Source organism: Streptomyces sp. NPDC039480, assembly GCF_055597165.1.
This window is the reverse complement of sequence record NZ_JBVITX010000013.1, coordinates 16093-36080: the sequence shown is the minus strand read 5'-3', so window position 1 is coordinate 36080 and position 19988 is coordinate 16093. Positions and strand designations below refer to the sequence as shown.

The 19988-nt window shown below is 70.4% G+C and carries 14 protein-coding genes; 8 read left to right on the top strand and 6 right to left on the bottom strand.

Annotated features, from left to right (window positions below):
* The first annotated feature begins 190 nt into the window (after positions 1 to 190).
* Positions 191 to 1000 (top strand): RNA polymerase sigma factor SigF, encoded by an 810-nt coding sequence (locus ACZ56E_RS33255; RefSeq protein ID WP_468603378.1) that lies wholly within the window; start codon positions 191 to 193, stop codon positions 998 to 1000.
* Positions 1001 to 1004: 4 nt separating this feature from the next.
* On the opposite strand, the gene ACZ56E_RS33250 is transcribed toward ACZ56E_RS33255, so the two are convergent.
* Complete coding sequence (locus tag ACZ56E_RS33250) at positions 1005 to 2135, bottom strand: PAS domain-containing protein (RefSeq protein ID WP_471219915.1); 1131 nt, start codon at positions 2133 to 2135, stop codon at positions 1005 to 1007.
* 75 nt (positions 2136 to 2210) lie between these two features.
* Between ACZ56E_RS33250 and ACZ56E_RS33245 the strand changes: the two genes are divergently transcribed.
* The 3 genes from ACZ56E_RS33245 (at position 2211) to ACZ56E_RS33235 (ending at position 5586) form a co-directional block, all read left to right on the top strand.
* Positions 2211 to 2918 (top strand): ANTAR domain-containing response regulator, encoded by a 708-nt coding sequence (locus ACZ56E_RS33245; protein WP_471219913.1) that lies wholly within the window; start codon positions 2211 to 2213, stop codon positions 2916 to 2918.
* A 272-nt stretch (positions 2919 to 3190) separates the two neighbouring features.
* The gene (locus ACZ56E_RS33240; RefSeq protein ID WP_471220273.1) at positions 3191 to 4438 is read left to right on the top strand and encodes an aminotransferase class I/II-fold pyridoxal phosphate-dependent enzyme; all 1248 of its coding nucleotides are present in this window, start codon (positions 3191 to 3193) and stop codon (positions 4436 to 4438) included.
* Positions 4435 to 5586, top strand: coding sequence for an MBL fold metallo-hydrolase (locus tag ACZ56E_RS33235; RefSeq protein WP_471219911.1), 1152 nt, complete (start codon positions 4435 to 4437; stop codon positions 5584 to 5586). The genes ACZ56E_RS33240 and ACZ56E_RS33235 overlap by 4 nt, the downstream gene beginning before the upstream one ends.
* A 27-nt stretch (positions 5587 to 5613) precedes the next feature.
* Here ACZ56E_RS33235 and ACZ56E_RS33230 read toward each other — a convergent pair whose 3' ends face one another.
* A complete protein-coding gene (locus ACZ56E_RS33230) occupies positions 5614 to 6228 on the bottom strand; it encodes a DedA family protein (RefSeq protein ID WP_471219909.1) in 615 nt (204 codons plus the stop codon).
* Complete coding sequence (locus ACZ56E_RS33225; protein ID WP_471219906.1) at positions 6228 to 7004, bottom strand: MBL fold metallo-hydrolase; 777 nt, start codon at positions 7002 to 7004, stop codon at positions 6228 to 6230. The genes ACZ56E_RS33230 and ACZ56E_RS33225 overlap by 1 nt, the downstream gene beginning before the upstream one ends.
* Before the next feature lie 83 nt (positions 7005 to 7087).
* On the opposite strand from ACZ56E_RS33225, the gene ACZ56E_RS33220 reads away from it, so the two are divergent.
* The 3 genes from ACZ56E_RS33220 to ACZ56E_RS33210 all read left to right on the top strand — a co-directional run bounded on the left by ACZ56E_RS33220 (position 7088) and on the right by ACZ56E_RS33210 (position 11234).
* A complete protein-coding gene (locus ACZ56E_RS33220; RefSeq protein ID WP_471219904.1) occupies positions 7088 to 7513 on the top strand; it encodes a hypothetical protein in 426 nt (141 codons plus the stop codon).
* A 179-nt stretch (positions 7514 to 7692) separates the two neighbouring features.
* Positions 7693 to 9759, top strand: a complete 2067-nt coding sequence (locus tag ACZ56E_RS33215) for an alkaline phosphatase family protein (protein WP_471220271.1) — start codon at positions 7693 to 7695, stop codon at positions 9757 to 9759.
* Positions 9760 to 9842: 83 nt separating this feature from the next.
* Positions 9843 to 11234: an amino acid permease gene (locus ACZ56E_RS33210; RefSeq protein ID WP_471219902.1), complete on the top strand. Its 1392-nt coding sequence runs from the start codon at positions 9843 to 9845 to the stop codon at positions 11232 to 11234.
* A 6-nt stretch (positions 11235 to 11240) separates the two neighbouring features.
* Here ACZ56E_RS33210 and ACZ56E_RS33205 read toward each other — a convergent pair whose 3' ends face one another.
* The 3 genes from ACZ56E_RS33205 to ACZ56E_RS33195 form a co-directional block, all read right to left on the bottom strand.
* Positions 11241 to 12872: a DUF6345 domain-containing protein gene (locus ACZ56E_RS33205; RefSeq protein ID WP_471219900.1), complete on the bottom strand. Its 1632-nt coding sequence runs from the start codon at positions 12870 to 12872 to the stop codon at positions 11241 to 11243.
* A gap of 513 nt (positions 12873 to 13385) precedes the next feature.
* On the bottom strand, positions 13386 to 14273 hold the full coding sequence (locus ACZ56E_RS33200; RefSeq protein ID WP_471219898.1) for a hypothetical protein: 888 nt from the start codon (positions 14271 to 14273) through the stop codon (positions 13386 to 13388).
* Between the two features lie 940 nt (positions 14274 to 15213).
* Positions 15214 to 15354: a hypothetical protein gene (locus ACZ56E_RS33195; RefSeq protein ID WP_471219896.1), complete on the bottom strand. Its 141-nt coding sequence runs from the start codon at positions 15352 to 15354 to the stop codon at positions 15214 to 15216.
* Positions 15355 to 15690: 336 nt separating this feature from the next.
* Between ACZ56E_RS33195 and ACZ56E_RS33190 the strand changes: the two genes are divergently transcribed.
* Positions 15691 to 19959 carry a LamG domain-containing protein gene (locus ACZ56E_RS33190; RefSeq protein ID WP_471219895.1) on the top strand — a complete coding sequence of 1423 codons (4269 nt, stop codon included), beginning with the start codon at positions 15691 to 15693 and terminating at the stop codon, positions 19957 to 19959.
* The last annotated feature ends 29 nt before the right edge of the window (positions 19960 to 19988 follow it).

Sequence of the window (19988 nt, the reverse complement as noted above, 5' to 3'; positions counted from 1 at the left end):
GCGAGAAACCTCGGGGTGTTTGCTGCCGAAAGCTCGGGGCAGGCGGAAGGAAGTGCTTCGGACCGGAGGCACGTCCGTGGGAGCGACCGCGTCGCTCGCCCCCGGGTGTGCCCCGCAGTGCTCCGACACGCACGCGCTCCCACGGTGACCGTCCACCCCAAGGCACCCCACGAGGGAGTTGCGACGCACCATGCGATCCCACGCCAGCACCGCAGTAGCCACCAGGACCAAGCGGCATCCGCACGACGATGCCCCGGACACGGCGGAGGGCTTCGCCCGCCTCGTCGAGATGGAACCCGGCCCCGAGCGGGACGCCCTGCGCCAGGAGCTCGTCCGGGCCTGGCTGCCCATGGCCCAACGGCTCGCCGCCCGGTTCCGCAACCGCGGCGAGGCCCTCGACGACCTGCGGCAGGTCGCCGCCCTCGGCCTCGTGAAAGCCGTCGACCGCTACGACCCGCAGCGCGGCACCGCATTCGAGAGCTACGCGGTACCGACCGTCACCGGTGAAATCAAGCGGCACTTCCGCGACCACATGTGGACCCTGCACGTGCCGCGCCGAGTCCAGGATCTGCGCAACCGCGTACGGTTCGCCCGCCAGGACCTCTCCCAGGTCTCCGGCCGCGCCCCCACCATCGCCGAGATCGCCGAGCACGCGCAGATGAGCGAGGAGGAGGCGAAGGCCGGTCTCGAGGCGCTCGACAGCTTCACCGCGCTCTCCCTCGACGCCGAACTGCCCGGCAGCGAGGACGGCTACTCACTGAGCGACGCGCTCGGCGGCCCCGACCCCGCGCTCGACGTCGTCGTCGACCGCGAGGCCGTCAAGCCGCGCATCGCCGAGCTGCCCGAGCGCGAGCGGGAGATCCTCTACATGCGCTTCTTCGGCGACATGACACAGAGCCGCATCGCGGACGAGATGGGCATCTCGCAGATGCACGTCTCACGGCTGATCAGCCGCTGCTGCGACCGGCTCCGTGACCAGGTCATGCGGGACGCCGCCTGACACCTCAGCGGTCGGCGGTGCCACGCCGCATGGCGAGCGCCATGTGCCGAGACATCACGTCGACCGCCCGCGCCTCGGCCAGCGAGAAGGCCAGCCGCGCCCCGCTGCGGAACAGCGTGAGGACACCCTCCACCGGGCCCTGCGGACGGGCGGCCAGCGGCACACAGAGCAGGGACGTGACCTCCGCGCGGATCAGCACGTGCGCGCCGGACGCGTCCCTGCCGAAGGCGTCCGGGTCCTCCGGGCGCACCTGCAGCGACGCAGCCCCGCCGCGTGCCGCCTCCAGGACGAGGGGGGACGCGGTGGGGTCCTGCGCCAGTACGTCGGCGACCGGACCGTCCTGCGGACCCAGCACCGTCGTGCGCCGCAGCCGCGCCGCACCCTCGTCGGCGATCACCCAGTCGGCGAACCGCCCGTGCAGGACCGCCGCCGCCCGTTCCAGGACGGCCGCGCGGTCCCCGGCGGGCGCCGACAGCAGCGCCGACGTCATGGCGTCCATGAGGTCGAGCTGCGCCGCGTGCCGCGTCGCCTCGCCGAGGTCGGGGGCCGGGCCCGGCGCGCTCGGCCCCTGCCGCGCGCGGTCGGCCGCGGGCTGCAGCACGACGAGGACCGCCAGCCGCGGCTCGGCGCCGGGACGCAGCGCCGTGAGGGTCGCGCGGACCGGCGTGCCGGGGCTCTGCTGGAGGTGGACGTTCAGACTGCGGTCGCCCTCGCCGCGGGCGACCGCCGCGGTCTGCGAGCGGAAGGCGACCCGGTCGGCGTGCATCAGGAAGCCGGTCAGCGGCCGGCCCGTCGCGTAGCCCGCGCGGACCCCGGTGAGGCCCGTCGCGGCGAAGTTCATGCGGCGGACCACGGTCTCCCGGTCGACCAGCGCGACCGGCAGCGGCAGCCGCTGGAACAGGGAGCGCAGCAGCCGCTGCTCGTCCCGGTCGGAGGTGGCGTCGTCCCACCGTCCGTTGACGGCGAGCCGCTGGTACGTGGGCCACAACTGGTCGGCCACGTGATCGAGTTCGAAGATCGCCGCGTCGAGCACGGTGCTGAGGTCGTCCGCGGGAACCGACCGGGCGGACTTCAACTCCGCTATGCGGCGCACAAAATCCGCGAGCTCTTCACCGAACTCCTCCATTTGCGACATGCGTCGAACCTATCCGTTGCGGCAGTTTCCCGGGGGCCGTGGAGGGAAGCCGACAGAGAAGAGGAGGAACACGTCATGGCGCCCATGCCCGACCCGGACCTGCTTCGACCCGAGTCGTCCTTACCCGGCCGCAGGCTCTCCGAACTCGCCGAACAGGCCGTGCGGTGCACCCCCGCCTGCTGCGGTGCGAGCACGACGGTCTCCGACGGCGGCGACGAGCACCCCACCGCCGTCACCCACCCCGACCTCGCCGGGCTCGTCTCGGTGCAGCTGCACTCGGGCGACGGGCCCATTCCCGCCGCCGAGGAGTGGGGCGCGCCGGTCGGCGCCGACGATCTGCTGCGGGACGAGCGATGGCCCGAGTACCGCGCGATGGCCCTCGACTCCGGCGTACGCTCCAGCGTCACCCTGCCCTTCCGGCGCGGCGGGCTCACGGTCACCCTGAGCCTCTTCAGCTTCCGCCCCGGAGCGCTCGACGACCCCGGCCACGGGCCCGCCCAGGCGCTCGGCGACCTCGCCACGACCAGCTTCGTGCGCGACCGGCACTACCGCGCCGCGCTGACCGAACTGGACCAGCTGGGCACGGCCATGCGGACCCGGCCCGTCGTGGACCAGGCGTCCGGCATCGTCATGCACGTCCTGGAGTGTGACGCGGACGCCGCCTTCGGGGTGCTGCGGCGGATATCCCAGACGACCAACAGGAAGCTGGCGGACGTCGCGGCCGCGCTGGTCGAGACGAAGGGCCGCGGCCTGGAACGCGAACTGGTCTCCCTGGCCCGCTGAGCGCGGCGGCGGGAGACGGCGACAGCCGAGCGAGACATGGGCCCGAACCGGGCGGACGACCGGTTCGGGCCTTCCGCGTGTGCCCCGGGACGCTCACCCGGGCGGAGGCCAGGGCGGGCGGGGGAGGGGGCGCCGCGCTGTGATGGACATGTACGGCGAAGCCCCGGCGCTGTCCCGGTGACGCCCCCGGCGATGCGCCGGCACGTGCTGGATTCACACCCCCGCGACGGGGCATGACCAGGACAGAGGTACGCGAGTGCACGGAGGTACGGATGCGGCGGACGGACACGGAGGGCCGCGGACCCGTCCGGTACGGGCCGCACCCGCCGGAGCCTGGCCTCCCGGTGCTGCCCGAGCTGGCGGCGGCCGCCGCCGCGGCAGCGGGCCGCTCCCCGTGCGAGCCCGCGGGCGGCGGTCCCGTGCTCCTCGACGCCGCGTGCGGCTACTGGACCCGGCGCGGCCTGCCCGTTGAGCGCGACCGGACCGTCGCCGCCCCCGGCGCCCCGCCCCTCCTGCTCGCCCTCACCGCGGCCCTCGGCGGCGACGTCCTGCTGCCCCGACCCTGCTCCGCCTGGTGGGCGCCCCAGGCGCGGCTGCTCGGCCGCGGCGTCTACCACGTGCCCACACCCGCCGAATGCGGCGGCATCCCCGACCCGTACGCCCTCCTGGAGACCGTCCGCCGGGTCCGCGCCGAGGGCGGCACACCCCGGCTCCTCGTGCTCTCCGTCGCCGACGACCCGACCGCCACCGTGCCGCCACCGGAAACGCTCCACGAGACCGTCGAGGCGGCCGTCGGCGAAGGCCTGCACCTCGTCAGTGACGAGACCTGGCGCGACACCCTGCACCAGCCGCACGACACCGTCCTGATCGGGCCCGCCGAGATGGACCACGAGCGGGTCACCGTCCTCTGCGACCTCGCCGGCGCGTTCCTGCCCCCGGCGCTGCCCGCCGCCGTCGCCCGCTTCCCCGCCACCACCGAAGGCGCCGACCTGCGCGCCCGCACCCTGGACGTCCTCACCGCGCTCGGCGCGACCCTCGCCGCCCCGGCGGCGGCCGCAGCCTCGTACGCACTCGGCGAACCGGACGAGATCACCGAACGGCTCACCGCCACCGTCCGGCTGCACGCGCGCGTGGCCGCCGCCGCGCGGCGCGCCCTCCTCGCCGCCGGCATCCTCACCCGCCCCCCGCAGGCGGGCCGCCACCTCTACGCCGACCTGGCCCCCCTGCGGTCCGCGCTCGCCGCGCGGGGCGTCGGCGACGCACAGGACCTGGAGGACTTCCTCACCGAACGGCTCGGCATGCCCGCGCCGGGCGGCCACCGCTTCGGCGACGACATGGACGCCCTGCGCGTACGCCTGTCCACGGCCCCCCTCCTCGGCTCCACCCCCGAGGAACGCCTGACATCCCTCACCGCCGCCGACCCCCTGGACCTGCCCCATGTGAAAAGAGCACTCAGCACCTTCGCATCCCCCTTCGAAGACCTCCGCACAACAGCCCGCCGAACGGAGCCGCCTCGATGACCCAACAGACCCAACAGCACGACGGCGGCCCCCGGCACCGGACAGCGCCGCTGCGCCCGGGTGCCGCCCGAACGCCTGACGCCGGCGTGACGCCTGGGGCCGGCGTGACGTCCGACGTCGGCCTGGCGTCCGCGACGGGCCCAGCGCCCGCCACCGGCCTGACCCCCGACACCCCCACCCCGCCGCGTCCGCCCCGCGGACCCCGCGTGTGGCCGGCGTCGTTTGCCGATCGGCTGACCGCTCCGTTGCCCGGGCTGCGGGGGCTGGCTCGGTTTGCGCGGGAGAGTGCGTTGCGGCCGCGGCCCGAAGGGCTCGTCGATGTTCCGCGGCTGCCCTTCGAACCCGGGCCGTTGCCGGACGTCGACGCGCGTACCGTCGCCGTCACCTGGGCCGGGCACGCCAGTTGGATCATCCGCATCGGTGGTCTCACCGTCCTCACCGACCCCGTCTGGTCGAGGAAGATCCTCGGTACTCCGGCCCGCGTCACACCCGTCGGTGTCGCCTGGAGCGCGCTGCCGCGCGTCGACGCGGTCGTCATCAGCCACAACCACTACGACCACCTCGACTGGCCCACCCTGAAGAGGCTCCCCAGGGACACCCCCGTCTTCGTGCCCGCGGGCCTCGCCCGCTGGTTCACCCGCCGCCGCTTCGTCGACGTCACCGAGCTCGACTGGTGGGAGGGCGCCGAACTCGGCGGGGTGCGCCTGGACTTCGTGCCGGCGCACCACTGGTCCAAGCGGAGCCTCCTCGACACCTGCCGCACGCTGTGGGGCGGCTGGATACTCACGGACGCGCGCGGCCGGCGGGTCTACTTCGCGGGCGACACCGGCTACGGCCACTGGTTCGAGCGGATCGGCGCCCGCTACCCCGGCATCGACCTCGCCCTCCTGCCGATCGGCGCGTACGACCCGCGCTGGTGGCTGCGCGACGTCCACTGCGACCCGGAGGAGGCGGTGCGCGCGGCGACCGACCTGGGGGCGCGCCGCATGGCCCCCATGCACTGGGGCACCTTCCTGCTCTCCACCGAGCCGGTCCTCGAACCGCTCACCCGGGTCCGCGAGGCCTGGGCGAGGACGGGGCGGCCGCGCGAGGACCTGTGGGACCTGCCGGTGGGCGCGTCACGGGTCCTCGCCAGGACGACGGCCTAGGCGGGGAGCCCAGGCAGGGGCAGCGGCCTAGGCGGCGGCGCGGCGCACCTTGCGCCACAGGGACGGCGCCACACTGATCAGTACCGTCAGCGCCACCGCCACCGCCACGCCCTCCCACGGCTTCTTGAAGAGGGACCCGCCCAGGATGCCGATCAGCTGGTACGTCACCGCCCACGCGAGGCACGCCGGCACGTCCCCGCGGGCGAACTGACGCAGCGGCATCTTCGCCATCAGGCACGCCAGCATCACCGGGATACGGCCCGCGGGCACGAGCCGCGACAGTACGAGGACCATCACCCCGTGGTCCGCCAGCTTGGCCTGCGCCTGCGCGAGCCGCTCCTCCGGCGCCCGGTCACGGATCGCCGCCAGCCAGCGCGACCCGTTCTTCGACCGCATCCCGCGCCGCCCGAGCCAGTACAGGGCCATGTCCCCGAGAAACGCCGCGAGCGCCGCGACACCGAACACCACCAGCAGCGCGAACGGCGCCGTCTGATGGAACGCCACCACCGCCGCCGAACTGACCAGCGCGCCCGTCGGCACCACCGGGACCAGCGCGCCGATCACCACGAGGAGGAACAGCGACGGATAGCCGACCGCCTGCTGCGTACTCTCCGGCGTCACCTGGACCACCGCGGCGAGCATCACCTGGACACCTCCGGCTGCACGCTCTCCCCGTGCGCGAGCCGGTGCACGGCCACCTCGGGGGCGAGCCGGGCCGCCTGCCGTACGAACTCGTGGCCCGGCGTGTGGAACTCGTGCGGGCGGACGGCGTCCATGCCTATCGGCCAGTACGTTCCGTAGTGCACCGGAACCGCGCTGCGCGGCGCGATCCGGGCGAGAGCTTCCGCCGCCCGGGCCGCGTCGAGATGACCATGGCCGAGATAAGGCCCCCACCCGCCGACCGGCAGCAGCGCCACGTCGACCGGGCCCACCTCCTCGGCCATCCCGTCGAACAACCCCGTGTCCCCGGCGAAGTACGTGCGCGCCTCACCCTCCACCACATAGCCGAGTGCGGGCGACCGGTGCGGGCCGACGGGCAGCCGCCGCCCGTCGTGCAGCGCGGAGACCACCCGTACGACGAGATCGCCGACCGGGACCTCGTCGCCCGGCACGACCTCGGTGAAGCGCAGGTTCGGCAGCCTGCGCGCAAGACCCGGAACCGACCGCGCCGTCCCGCGCGGTACCAGCGCACGGGTGCCGGGCACGAGCCGGGCGAGCGACGGTACATGCAGATGGTCGGCGTGCAGATGCGAAAGGAGCACGACGTCGGCGACCGCGGCGCGCGGCGGCGGAAGTGCGCCCCTGCGGCGCCGCAGATGCGCCAGACGGCGGGCGAAGAGCGGATCGGTCAGTACGCGGATGCCCGAGTCCTCGACCGTGCAAGTGGCGTGACCCCACCATGTGACCTCGACGGGCACCCGGTTCCTCCTTCGTGCGACTGTCTCTGAGCCTACGGCCAGGAGTAGGGTCAGCGGCTGAGACCGAAGGCCAGGGGGACGCCGTGGACGATGCCGTGGGCCGCACCGCCGCCGTGCGCGTCGCGGCGATCGCCAGCCTGACGCCTCTGGAGGAGCTGGAGGCGGACCCCTTCCTGGTCGACTCCCGCAGCCAGCACGCGATGTGCGCGCGATGGGCCGCCGCGCGGGGATACGTGATCACCCGCGAACTCGTCGTACGAGGACTGCGCGCCGACCACGACATGCTGTGGGGCGACATCGAGGCCGGCCTCGTGGACCTCTTCGTCGTGCCGAGCCGCAGGGTCCTGGAGCTGGCGCTGAGATCCGCGGACGAGTTCACCGCGGAGTGCGGGCGCCGGGGCGTCCGCATCGAGACGGCGGGCCTCGCCGAGCCGGCGTACGACTCCCAGATGAAGGCGAGCGTGCACCGCAGACTCTCCATGCCCACAGCAGGCTACGACGGCCGCTGAACCCCACCCCCCACCAGAGCCCCCACCGCCGTGCTCCGTCGCGGTGCGGCGGGTTGTGACACGCTGGTGGCTGAAATCCGGGGTTGGTGGAAGGGCTGGGCGTGGGGCGAGGGCGATGGCGGCGGGTCGGCAGCGCTCTGTGGCGTGTGGTCGCCGTGTGGGCCGTCAGCACGCTGACGATGCTCGTGCTGGCCGGCATCCTGCCGGACTTCAAGCTCCAGTCCGCCGACGGCGACAGCGCCACCCGTATCGCGGTCACCGCCGCCCTCGGCGCCGGCGCCTTCGGTCTGCTGTCCGCGCTGGTGTGGCCCCTGCTGGTCCGCGCCCTGCTGCTCGTGCCCGCGCTCGTGCTCGGGCTGCTCGCGTTCTTCCTCAATGGTTCGCTGCTCCTGCTCGCCCTGAGCCTCATCCCTGAGGACCGCGGTGAGGCGGGCGCGGAGACCGCCGTCGTCGTCGCCGCGGTGATGTCCGCCGTCGCCTCGGCCACCGGCGGCGCCCTCGCCGTGCGGGACGACGACGCCTATCGGCGCAGGCTGTACCGGCTCGCCGACCGGCGTCGCAGGCGCGGGAGCGACGGGAGCCCGGGGCCCGTGGGACCCGGCACCGTCTTCATCCAGCTCGACGGCGTCGGCCACGACGTCCTCACGGCCGCCGTCGCCAAGGGGCTCATGCCCACGGTCGCCCGCTGGCTAGGAGGCACCGGGACAGGCGGCGCCGCCACGCACCGGCTCACCCCCTGGCGTACCGACTGGTCCAGCCAGACCGGCGCCAGTCAGCTCGGCATCCTGCACGGCTCCAACCACGACGTGCCCGCGTTCCGGTGGTACGAGAAGGACACCGGCGAGGTCATGGTGAGCAACCGGCCCGCCTCCGCCGTCGAACTGCAGCGGCGCGCCATCGCCCGCACCGGCGACGGCGGGCTCCTCACCGTCGACGGAGCGAGCCGCGGCAACCTGTTCAGCGGCGGCGCCGAGCAGCTCGCCCTCGTCCTGTCCGTGGCGGCCCGCCGGGGCAAGGGCAACCGGTCGCGGGCCGGATACTTCGCGTACTTCTCCGACCCCGCCAACGCCGTCCGCACCGCCCTCTCCTTCGTCGCCGAGGTCTTCCGGGAGATCGGCGAGTCCACCCGCGCCCGCATCAGGAAGACCCGCCCGCGGGTCTCCCGCGGCGGTCTCTACCCGTTCATCCGCGCCTTCGCGACCGTCGTCGAGCGCGACGTCGTGGTCGCCGCCGTCATCGGCGACATGCTCGCCGGGCGCAGCGCGGTCTACGCCGACCTCGTCGCGTACGACGAAGTGGCGCACCACTCCGGCCCTTCGGGCAAGGACGTCGAGAAGGTCCTGCGGCGGCTGGACCGGTCGCTCGCGCTGCTCGACCAGGTCGCGGACCACGCGCCGCGCGCCTACCGGATCGTGGTGCTCTCCGACCACGGACAGAGCCCCGGCGAGACGTTCCGCGCCCGCTACGGCCTCACCCTCGCCGACCTGGTCAGGGCCGGCTGCGGGCTGCCCGTGCCGCGCAAGGCGCAGCGCACGCACAGCGGCGCCGAGGCCCGTTCGGCCGTGCGGGCCGCGCTGCGCAGGCCCGTCGAGGAGGGGGCCGAGGAGCGCCGCCCGGCCCGCCGTGCCGAGCCGATCGTGCTCGCCTCCGGCAACCTCGGGCTCGTCTCGTTCCCCGACGTGCGGCACCGCATGTCCCGCGAGGAGATCGACCGCCGCCATCCGGCGCTCCTCCCCACCCTCGCCAATCACCCGGGCGTCGGCTTCCTGCTCGTACGGAGCGAGGAGCGGGGCCCGGTCGTGCTCGGGGCACGTGGCGCCGAGGTGTATCTGGACGAGGACCCCGCCGATCTCGGGCCGCTCGTCGACTTCGGTCCCGGCGCCGCGGAGGCCGTACGGCGCACCGACGGCTTCCCGCACACCGCCGACATCATGGTCAACTCCTGGTACGACCCGGAGGAGGGCGAAGTGCTCGCCTTCGAGGAGCAGATCGGCTCGCACGGCGGGCTCGGCGGGGCGCAGTCCCGGCCCTTCCTGCTGTCGCCGCTCGTGCTCTCCGAGCCGGTGCCGGACGGCGCCGAGCCGGCCGGGGCCGAGCAGGTCCACCACGTGCTGCGGCGCTGGCTGGGGGAGGCCCAGGGCCCCCAGATACCCGTGGCCGTCGACGTGAACGATTCCTTGTTCGACACCCCGGACGACACAGCTTTTGCGGCCCCCGACCACGCCGCGCCGGATAAAACACACTGATTTGGATCGGCGTCCGCGGTGCCCGACCATGTCTTGCGCCCGGCGATCCCGGGCGCCGGGCACGACGAGAGGCGCACCACCCCATGCACGACACCGGAACCGTTGCACCGTCGGATCCGGGCCCCGACCAGGGAGAACCGGCGCAGGCGCCGAGCAAGCACGCCCGCCGCTTCGGGCTTCCGATCGCCACCTGCCTCGTCATGGGGAACATCATCGGCGGCGGCATCTTCCTGCTCCCGGCCTCCGTCGCCCCGTTCGGCACCATCAGCCTGGTCGCCTTCGCCGTGCTGACCGCCGGGGCCATCGCCCTGGCCCTCGTCTTCGGCCGGCTCGCCGAGCGGGACCCGCGCACCGGCGGCCCGTACGTCTACGCCCGCGCGGCCTTCGGCGACTTCGCGGGCTTCCTGGCCGCCTGGTCGTACTGGATCACCACCTGGGTGAGCAACGCGGCCCTCGCCGTCGCCGCCGTGGGGTACCTGGACGTCCTGATCCCCGTCAACGACCACAAGTGGACCGCCTGCCTGGCCGCGCTCGTCCTGCAACTCCTGCCCGCCCTCGCGAACTTCGCCGGCACGCGGTACGTCGGGGCCGTCCAGCTGGTCGCCACCGTCCTGAAGTTCCTGCCGCTGCTGCTCGTCGCGGTCGGCGGTCTCTTCTTCTTCGACAGCGCGAACCTCGGGGCGTTCCAGGCGAGCGACGACAGCCCGCTTGGCGCCGTCTCCGCGGCCGCCGCGATCCTGCTCTTCTCCTACCTGGGCGTCGAGTCGGCCGCTGTCAGCGCCGGCGAGGTCCGCGACCCGCGGCGCAACGTCGGCCGCGCCACCATCCTCGGCACCCTCGGCGCCGCCCTCGTCTATCTGCTCGGCACCCTCGCCGTCTTCGGGACGGTCGCGCACGACAAGCTGGTCTCCTCCACCGCGCCGTTCTCGGACGCCGTCGACGTGATGTTCGGCGGCTCCTGGGGCGGCACCGCGGTCGCCTTCGCCGCGCTGATCTCGATGGTCGGCGCCCTCAACGGCTGGACGCTGCTCAGCGCGCAGACGCCGTACGCGGCCGCCCAGGACGGGCTCTTCCCGAGCGCGTTCGGGAAGAAGAAGCGCGGCGTGCCGACCGTCGGCGTCCTCGTCACCGTCGTCCTCGCCTCGCTGCTGACCGTCTACAACTACACGGCGGGCTCCGGCGGCGTCTTCGAGTCCCTCGTCCTGATCACCACGTTCACGGCGACCGTGCCCTATCTCCTCGCCACGGCCGCGCAGATCTACTTCCTGGTCTCCGGGCAGCGCGAGCGCGTCCACCGCGGCCGGCTGGTCCGGGACGGCGTCCTCGCGGGCGTCGCGTTCGCGTTCTCCATGTGGCTGGTCGCCGGGTCCGGTTACGCGGCCGTCTACCAGGGCGTGCTGTTCCTCTTCGTCGGTGTGCTCGTCTACGCGTGGATGGCGGCCCGCAAGCAGCGGACCGCCACCGTGAACCACTGAGCGGGGTTACCTCGCCAGCGGCGCGACGACCCAGCGGCGGGTCTTGAACATGCCGCCCTGCGAGCCGATCTCGATCAGCTTGCGGGCCGCGGGGTACGCCTCGTTGCCCGCCAGCTCATAGCCGACCTCGAAGGTGCCGGGGACGTCGCTGACCTGGGGCGCCCGTGCCGCCGCCGCGGCCTGTGCCGGGTCGTCGGCGGTGACCGTCGCGAGCTCCGCGAGGAGCTTGCGCTGCGCCGCGTCGAGCGCCTTGCGCGGGTCGCGCTCCAGCGGCGCCGCCGTGGCCTTGCCGCCCTTGGGCGGCGGTGGCGAGACCTCGGTGCTCGGCTCGCGTGTGATGCCGGTGGTCCGGCGGGTGGCGATCTCCGCCTGGACGGCGGTGCCGTCGTTGTCGAGCCCGACGCGGATCAGGCCCTGCCCCGGCGTGATGACGGGCACGCCGTCGAAGACCTGCCGGAACGTCACGTGCGTCTGCAGCGTCACCGGGCGCCCGATCTCGGAGCCGTCCTTGGTCCCGGAGTTCTGCATGAGGTCGTGCACGCTGTCGACGACCAGCTCGGCGCCCTCGGCGTACCGCTCGGCGACCGTGCGGGCCGCCTCGACCGCCCGTTCGGTGGGCAGCTGCTGGGTGTTGCGGCGGTTGGGCTCGGCGAGCCTGACCCAGCGGACGCCCTCCGGTCCTGTGGAGATGATGCGGTCGCCGGAGGTCGCGTTGAGCACGCCGAGCTCATCGACCTGCACTTCTTGCAGCGCCGCCGACGGGAAGTCGGTGAGCTGTCCCAGCCTGCCGAGCTCGGCGCTCGGGTCGCGGGGCGCCAGCTGGACGATCTGCTGCTGCCCGGGGAGCTGGGTGAGCGGCTCCCTGACGCCTTCGCGGGCGTAGTACCAGCGCCACGCGTACCAGTTGTCCGGCACGTGCTCGCGGAAGAAGTTCCGCTCGGTGTTGAGGCGGTTGGTGGCCTCGGCCTGGGTGGCGCCGACCGCGCACACCGACGGCGCCTGGCCGTGGTAGATGTCCCAGCTGGCGTTGAGCCAGGCGTCGCAGTACGTCTGTCCGGCCCGCCACTTCTCCCAGAACTTCTTGCCGTAGTCCGGGCTGTCGATGCTGACGGTCTCGAACCCGAAGATCATGCGGAAGCCGATGTTGGGCCCGGCCCACGTACGGATCGGCGAGTGCCCCCCGGTGACTTTCAGCGAGTCGCAGGTCGACCAGAAGACGTAGTTCGCCTTCTCGTTGCCGAGGGCCATCCGGTTGGAGACGGCGTCGCTGCGGCCGTCCCAGGCGGCGCCGAGGGGCGCGAAGAAGACGCCGTTGCCGTCCATGCCGCCGTGCCCCGAGTGGTAGACGGCGACGACCGCGTCCATCCCGTAGCGGTCCTGCCAGTTGTCGTACGTCTCCTCGTACGCCCACACCTGCGCGCCGCCGTCGGCGAACCAGAAGTTGCGGTCGTAGAACTGCTGGAGGTACGCCAGCCAGCCGGTGGCGTCGGCGTGCGTGTGGTAGAGCGGCGACTGGTTGACGAACTTCTGGATGCTGAAGGCCCCCCACCAGCCGAAGGTCGAGTCCCGGTCACCCGCGGCGCCTGGCTTCTCCGGTTCGAGCGGCGACGGACCGCGGTCCGAGTAGTTGATGCGCATGGCCATACCCCCTGACAGGATCTCCTCGCTGTCGTGCGCGAAGCGGCCTCAAAGTGTCACCGCGCACGCGCCTTGCCCAGCTTCCATTCCGGCCATAGACCCCCCACCACGTGCCTGTTCCCGCACCTCAGAAGCCCCTGTGGCGCGGCGCCCCGCACGACGGCGTTCGTATCGACGGACGCACACCTGCACCCTCGACTCGAACACCTCCCGGGCGCCGGGCGGGCGCCGGGAGGCCCGTTTTCGTCCCGGGCTCCGGAAGTGAGAACGTCGGTCTTCCGGCGCGGGGCACGCGACAGGACCATGCGGTCGCCGAGGCCTCGTATGCCTCGCCTATCCCCGCCCGTCGTTAGCTGTCAGGCTCCTTCTGTCCCCACCTTGTCCCCACTGGCGTCCCCACAAGAGAGGGAACGACCAGTGTGTGGGAGAGGCTGTTCTAATGCCGCAGGTGATCGGCGGCTAACGATTCGGGAGAGCACCGCATACGGTTCGCGGTCGCGCTCGGTGCCAGAGCTAGGTGGGGTCGGCTAGCCAAGCTGTCGACTGCCCGTTCTTGGGGAAGGTGACCTGGTGGAAGCCCTCGGGCGGTATGCCGGGGTGCCGGTGCCGTACGGTCCCCTGGTACACGGAGTCCGAGACGCATAGAGCGAAGTCGCGGTCGCTTTCGCGCAGAGCAGCCCGTAGGAACTCGGCGTCCAGCAGGCGGAAGGCGTCATTGCGGCCGGAGCCGACCCAACCGCCAAGTCCGTCGACCGCCACGTCTCCCGATGAGAGTACTGTCCGCAACCTGATCTGTGCCGAGCTCGACGCCATTCGGTTTACCGCGCGCAGATGCACTGGGGCTTCGGTGAGCAGAGCGCGAAGCAGCTCGACTAGCGAGGCTTCGGCGGCGACCAGCTCCATGATTGAGTCTCCGCGGTCGGCGCGTTGCCGCTGGGTTCCGTCGATTCCAGCGGAAGTCAGTACGCGGTCGGCGATGTTAGAGAGAATGCGACGCAGATATTGCTGCTCAACGTCGTCGTGGCCGGCGTACCGCTCGATGCCCCACAGCAGGATGGTGCGGCTCGAAGGGTCTCTTTCGATTGGCGTTACTGGTGCGGCTCGGAGTTGTTCGGAGATAGCTGCGCGCATCCAGAGTGGATGTATGGCCTCCAGCTGCTTCTCAGCTGTGACAGCGGGAGCTCTGGACGAAAGGATCTCGATGAGAGCGTCCACGAGTTGCCATTGTGGCAGGCGAGTACTGCTGAAGGCGTCGTGAATCGAACTCTTTGACATTCCCGCTTGGTGGAGCTCACGGGCCATCACCGTGAGGCTGGGTAGTCCAGCTAGGAGATGCAGTTGGTGGAGCGCGTCGTTGAATTCGCGATGCTCATGACTGGCCAGCTCCGGTTTGCGGAACACCCCTGGTCTCCCCACGCTCGCCCTCCGTCCATGACTGTCCAAGGCTGTCCAACAGCATGGCATCTCAGCTGAAGGCAGAGGATGGCATCCGGAGATGTTCAGAACTGGCCTCTAGGCGTCCAGCGCACGTAGGTCCGCCGTGATGCTCGAAGCCGCACTCGGTTGGTCCGGGGCGGTTAGAGGGAGGGCAGGAATCGTGCGGACGAAGTCGATGGTTCGGCGGCTTGTGAACACCGCGCTGTTTGCGGTGATCCGTGGGACTGCTACGGCTGCGGGTGGCGCAGTGGTTGCTGGTGGTGTGTGGTGGCTCCAACGCCGCTAGATGGCCCTGCGGGTCCCGCCGACCCTCACTTCTTTCCTCGGCAGGATGGACCTTGCGGAGCCGGGGGCCACCAAGTACACGAGTGGTGCTCGGGTGCGGGGCGACGCGGCTTCCAGCGTGAGCAGCCCTCGCAGTGGGAGGAGCACAGCGTGGCCTCGCCTTGCGTTTGCTGTGTGCCGTAGGCCGGCAGTTGTGGTTGGTGGGCGAACTCAATGTCGGGTGAGCCGCATGCTGTGCGGCGTTTGCCGTGGAGGCGGGGCAGGGTGCCGGTCTTGTCGGGTGGGCCGGCGGCGTAGCCCTGGAGTTGGATGTGGGCGCTGTGCAGGTCGACTTGGGGTACATCTGGCCGTTCGCGGTTGATGTACAGCCAGGCCTGGTGGCCGATGGTTCGGTTCGACGTGCGTGGGTCTGCTTTGAGGTCCGTCCGGTGAGGGGGGCCGAGGCCGTCTTCGGCTGCCTCGTAGTAGGTCACGGCCCATACGGCGTACCAGTTCTTGCCTAGGTTGGGGCGGTATGCCGTGGTACGTGGGGTGTTACTGCTGCTGTTCTTCCTTGTGGTTGGCGTGGAGGGGGTCGGGTGTCCCGCAGGCGGGGCAGCGGTTGGGTGCTTGCCCCGGGTCAGACCGGCTTACCGGAAACGATCACGGCGTCCTCGTAGGAGAGGACGCCCCGGTGGATCCACGTATTACTGACCACTTCGGGCTTGATGCGGTACACCCGCCCGACCTCCTGCCGGCCACACAACAGCGGCTCCGTCACATCTGCCTCCTCTCTATGACGACACATTCAGGAGAGCAGAACAGTGCTAGCGACTGAGGATTCGATGGGTTCGGTTCGTGGTTGACGACGGGACCGGGTCGTACGGGAGGAGAACCTTCCGGATGTGAAGCCCTGTTGGGGGTCGCCGCCACCATTGATGTTATGAAGCCGATGCACTCTCGAGCACAACCGTGACCGAAGTCACAAGTGCGACAAGCCTTTTGTGGCATGCGCCCTGAATGGCCTACTGGGTTCTTTACTTGGCGACTACATACAGTCCTGGCTTGGTTCCCTCGTTAAGGGAACTTTCATCTTTGTGACAGGTCGGGGTGGGATATGTGGAGGCGCGTGTGTTCGCGCGGAAGTGCTGGGGCTTTGGCAAGTCTGGTAAGTGTGGCCATCGTGACGGGCCTCGCCCCGGCGGCGACCGCGACGGCCGACTCGCCGGCCACACCCCCAGTGGTGAAGGCTGAGCACGAAGGTTCCCCTGACGAAGAGGCGAGTGCCGAGGCAGCGTTGGCAGCGGCCAAGCGCACGGGCAAACCAGTCGAGGTGACCTCGCTGCGCAGTGAAAGCAGCGACACCTACGCCACGGCCGACGGAAACCTTGAGGCGCGGGAGTACCTGCGCCCAGTCCGGGCCCGGGTGGGCGAGCAGTGGAAGGCAGTGGACACCGAGCTCGTCAAGTCTGCTGAGGGAGTCGTGGCGCCGAAAGTTGCCACGGTAGGCCTTGAGTTTTCAGGCGGTGGTGATGAGCCGCTGGTGCGGATAACGAAGTCAGGCCGTGAGCTGGCGTTGTCGTGGCCCGGCAAGCTGCCGGCGCCGCGGTTGGAGGGTGCGACCGCCACCTACCCTGACGTGCTTCCGGATGTGGACCTGCGGATGGGGGCGCAGGAGGACGGGTTCACGCAGCTACTGGTCGTCAAGACCGCCAAGGCCGCTGAGAGTTCGGAGCTGGCTGAGCTGCGGCTCAAGCTGGCGGCTGACGGAATGGATGTGAAAGAAACCGCCGAGGGAATGCTCCAGGCAGTCGACCGGGGCGCCAAGGGCGCGGTCTTTGAGGCGCCGAAGCCAATGATGTGGGACTCCAGCCCGGGGGCCGGTAGTACGCCGAGTATGGAAGCTACGCGGACCCGGGCAGGTGCAGCCACCGACGTGAAAACCTCGCCGACTGCGGAAGAGCCCGCAGCCGGAGAGTCCGGCAAGCTTGCGCCTGTCGGGGTAGAGGTCCCTGCGGGCGGCAAGGAGCTGGTGCTGACGCCGGACGCGGAAGTGCTGAAGGGCAAGGACACCACGTATCCGGTGTTCATCGACCCCCAATGGTATTCGCCGCGCGCGACGGCATGGACGATGGCTTCGAAGCACTGGGACAGCTCACCGCAGTGGAAGTTCAACGGTGACCGCGACGCCGGCATGGGCTATTGCAACTGGAACTACTGCATGCCCAATGACACCAAGCGGCTCTTCTACCGCGTTCCAGTCTCGAAGTACGCAGGCAAGTCGATCTTGTCTGCCGAGTTTGTAGTCCGCAACACCTGGTCCGCCTCGTGTTCGGACCGCACCGTGGAGCTGTGGAAGACCAAGGACATCTCGTCCTCCACAACTTGGAACTCCCAGAACACCCCGGGGTTCTGGATCAAGAAGCTCAAGTCGGAATCGTTCGCCCACGGCTACTCGGGCTGCGCCGCCAAGGACGCCGAGTTCTCAGTCCAGTCAGCAGTACAGGACGCGGCTGACAGCAGGGACCCGACGATGACGTTCGGTCTGCAGGCCGCCAGTGAGTCAGATGCGTACGGCTGGAAGCGGTTCTCCGACAAGGCATTTCTGCGGGTGAAGTACAACCGTGCGCCCGCTCAGCTCCGGAGCTCGCAGCTGAAAATGGAGTACGGCGGCACCTGCAAGAGTTCCGGGAACGCAGCGCGCGTGCGCACGCTGGGGAAGATCTATATCAACGATGTGAAGGACCCGGACCGCGACGACGTGTCGGTGCAGTTCCAGGCCAAGTGGGACGGGGGAAGTTGGAAGCCGGACCGCACGTCGGCGGACCCCTCTGGCTCGAGCTTCGCCATCCGTCTGCCGTCGACGATCCCCGTCAACAAGCAGGTCAATTGGTACGCGCGCGTATATGACGGGGCGCAGTACTCGCCGTGGTCGTACGCGGGAAACCCCACCGCGTGCTACTTCGTTTACGACACCAAGGTCCCCAAGGCACCCGCGGTCGCCTCCGGCGAGTACCCGGCTTCCGAGCCGGAAGACCCCAAGGACCCGTGGTATGACGGCGTGGGCAAGTACGGGTCTTTCGACCTGGACGCCACCGACAGTGATGTGACCACCTACTGGTACGGCATCAACAGCGATCCCAGTGCAAAGCACAAGATCACCACATCAGGCGGCGCGGCGAAGGCTGCAAAGGTGTTGCCGGCCAAGCCGGGGCTCAACTTCATCACGGCCCAGGCCTTCGACAGCGCGGGCAACGGCAGTGAGATCCGCACCTATCAGTACCGAGTCAAGGCGGGCCAGCCGGAGCGGGCCACTTGGCAGCTGGACGAGCCGGCGGACGCGAAGGAGGCCAAGGGCTCGACGCCGGCGCGCACCGCGGAGCTACACGGCGGAGCCACCCCGGGCGTGGCCGGTGTTCAGGACAGCGCCATATCGTTCAACGGTACGGACGGTTACGCCTCCACGGACATTCCTGTGGTAGACACCAGCCGAGGCTTCGCGGTCTCCGCGTGGGTGAAGCTGTCAAAGCTGCCCGAGGAAGCGGCGGTCATCGCCACCCAGCCTGGCAATCACAGTCCGGGATTCGAGCTCTACTACTCCAAGACCTACGACCGATGGGCATTCAACCAGTACAAGTCCGATACCGCTGACGCTGGTATCGCCCGGGCCATGGCGGACAAGCCCGGTGGCGTGGCCGCGGACAAGTGGACACACCTGATCGGCTCTTACGATTCGACGCGTGATGTCCTGGAGTTGTTCGTGGACGGCAAGCTGGTTGGCCGAACCGCTTACGACAGTCCATGGGAGGCTCGCCGCGGCCTGCAGATCGGCGCCGCCTCCTACAGTGGCAACGCTGCGGCGTTCTTCCCGGGAGCAGTCGACATAGTGCAACTGTTCGACAAGCCGCTGGCCCAGGACGAGGTCGACAAGCTGCATGCGAAGCAGACCGTCGGAGATCCGGGCCGCCCCGCGCTTGCGGTCTTCGACCTGGACGAGCCAGCGGACGCCACTGAGATCACCGGACACGGTGGGGTGCTGCCCGCGGCCTACCACGGCGGTGTCACCACCGGCGTCCCCGGCATCGCGGGCAGGGCCGCCACGTTCAACGGCACCGACGGCTACGCCAGGATCGGCCAGACCAGCGGACCACACCTGAACACATCCCGCAGTTTCACGGTCTCCGCCTGGGCCAAGCTCGACAAGAAGCCCGACGGCGCAGCGATCATCGCGGCGCAAGCGGGCAAGGAGCGTCCCGGCTTCGAGCTGTACTACTCCTCCACCTACAACCGGTGGGCCGTCAACCAGTACTCCGCCGACGCCGCCGACGCGACCCCGATCCGCGCCATGCAGGACGACGATGCCAGCGCCTATGTGGGCGAGTGGGCGCAGTTGGTGGGTGTACACGACACCGACGCCAACACCTTGACCCTGTACGTCAACGGGTCCAAGGCCGGGTCGGTACCGCTGGCTGGTGCGTTCTACGCCGATCAGTCCATGTATCTGGGCGCCGGCAGCTACAGCGGCCAGGTCAAGAACCACTTCCCGGGCAGCATCGACGACGTGCGTCTTCTGGACCGGCCGGTGTCGGCCGAAGAGGTCCAGCAGATGTTCAAGCAGCGCCCGCTGGTCAAGGGCCGCTGGAACTTCGAAGGGATCAATAGCAGCGGGACCACCACGCCGGACTCCTCCGCAGTGAAGCGGCCAATGAGTCTTCATGGCGGCGCGCAGCTTGGCACGGGAATGATCGACAACAGCGGGCTGCAGCTGAATGGCACGGACGCCTATGCCGGTACCTCGCTGATGCCAGTCGATACGAGCGCCAGCTTCACCGTTACCGCCTGGGCCCAAGCTGCGGCAATTCCGGCTCATGGCGTCGCCTTGGTCAGCGGCGCGGGCCTCAAGAATGATGCCTTCACGGTGCGTTTCCAGCCGGACTCCAAGGACCCCGAGGGCCTCGGTCGTTGGGAGCTCACGATGCCGGCCAAGGACAGTGCTGATGCGCCCGTCACTCGGGTGAGCAACACCGAGTTCTACGACGCACGCGAGTGGAACCACCTGGCGGTGGTCTACGACGGCTTCGCCAAGGAAGCCCGCCTCTACGTCAACGGCGTGCTGCAGGAGGTCGCCTGCGGGGATGCGGACGGTAACGGCGACGCTGACGATGTGGCCTGCCAGGACCTCATCGCGTGGGCCGACAACGTACTCACCTTCAAAGCGCCGATGTCCCTGCAGGTAGGCAAGGCCAAGGGCGATGCCAGCGGAACCTACTTCGCCGGCACCGTCGACGACGTATGGGCCTTCCAGGGTGCACTCAACGACAGTCAGGTCAGCGAACTGGCCGGGTCCTGGTTCGACATCCCCACTGACGTACCCGCCGGGAGCTGATCCGGCACCAGGTGTGTGCTCGGCCGCGC

Excerpts from the sequence above, each read along its gene's own strand:
- ACZ56E_RS33190 (WP_471219895.1), top strand. The coding sequence starts at position 15,691 with ATGTGGAGGCGCGTGTGTTCGCGCGGAAGTGCTGGGGCTTTGGCAAGT.
- ACZ56E_RS33255 (WP_468603378.1), top strand. The coding sequence starts at position 191 with ATGCGATCCCACGCCAGCACCGCAGTAGCCACCAGGACCAAGCGGCAT.
- ACZ56E_RS33235 (WP_471219911.1), top strand. The coding sequence starts at position 4,435 with ATGACCCAACAGACCCAACAGCACGACGGCGGCCCCCGGCACCGGACA.
- ACZ56E_RS33205 (WP_471219900.1), bottom strand. The coding sequence starts at position 12,872 with ATGCGCATCAACTACTCGGACCGCGGTCCGTCGCCGCTCGAACCGGAG.
- ACZ56E_RS33230 (WP_471219909.1), bottom strand. The coding sequence starts at position 6,228 with ATGCTCGCCGCGGTGGTCCAGGTGACGCCGGAGAGTACGCAGCAGGCG.
- ACZ56E_RS33240 (WP_471220273.1), top strand. The coding sequence starts at position 3,191 with ATGCGGCGGACGGACACGGAGGGCCGCGGACCCGTCCGGTACGGGCCG.
- ACZ56E_RS33245 (WP_471219913.1), top strand. The coding sequence starts at position 2,211 with ATGGCGCCCATGCCCGACCCGGACCTGCTTCGACCCGAGTCGTCCTTA.
- ACZ56E_RS33215 (WP_471220271.1), top strand. The coding sequence starts at position 7,693 with ATGCTCGTGCTGGCCGGCATCCTGCCGGACTTCAAGCTCCAGTCCGCC.
- ACZ56E_RS33250 (WP_471219915.1), bottom strand. The coding sequence starts at position 2,135 with ATGTCGCAAATGGAGGAGTTCGGTGAAGAGCTCGCGGATTTTGTGCGC.
- ACZ56E_RS33210 (WP_471219902.1), top strand. The coding sequence starts at position 9,843 with ATGCACGACACCGGAACCGTTGCACCGTCGGATCCGGGCCCCGACCAG.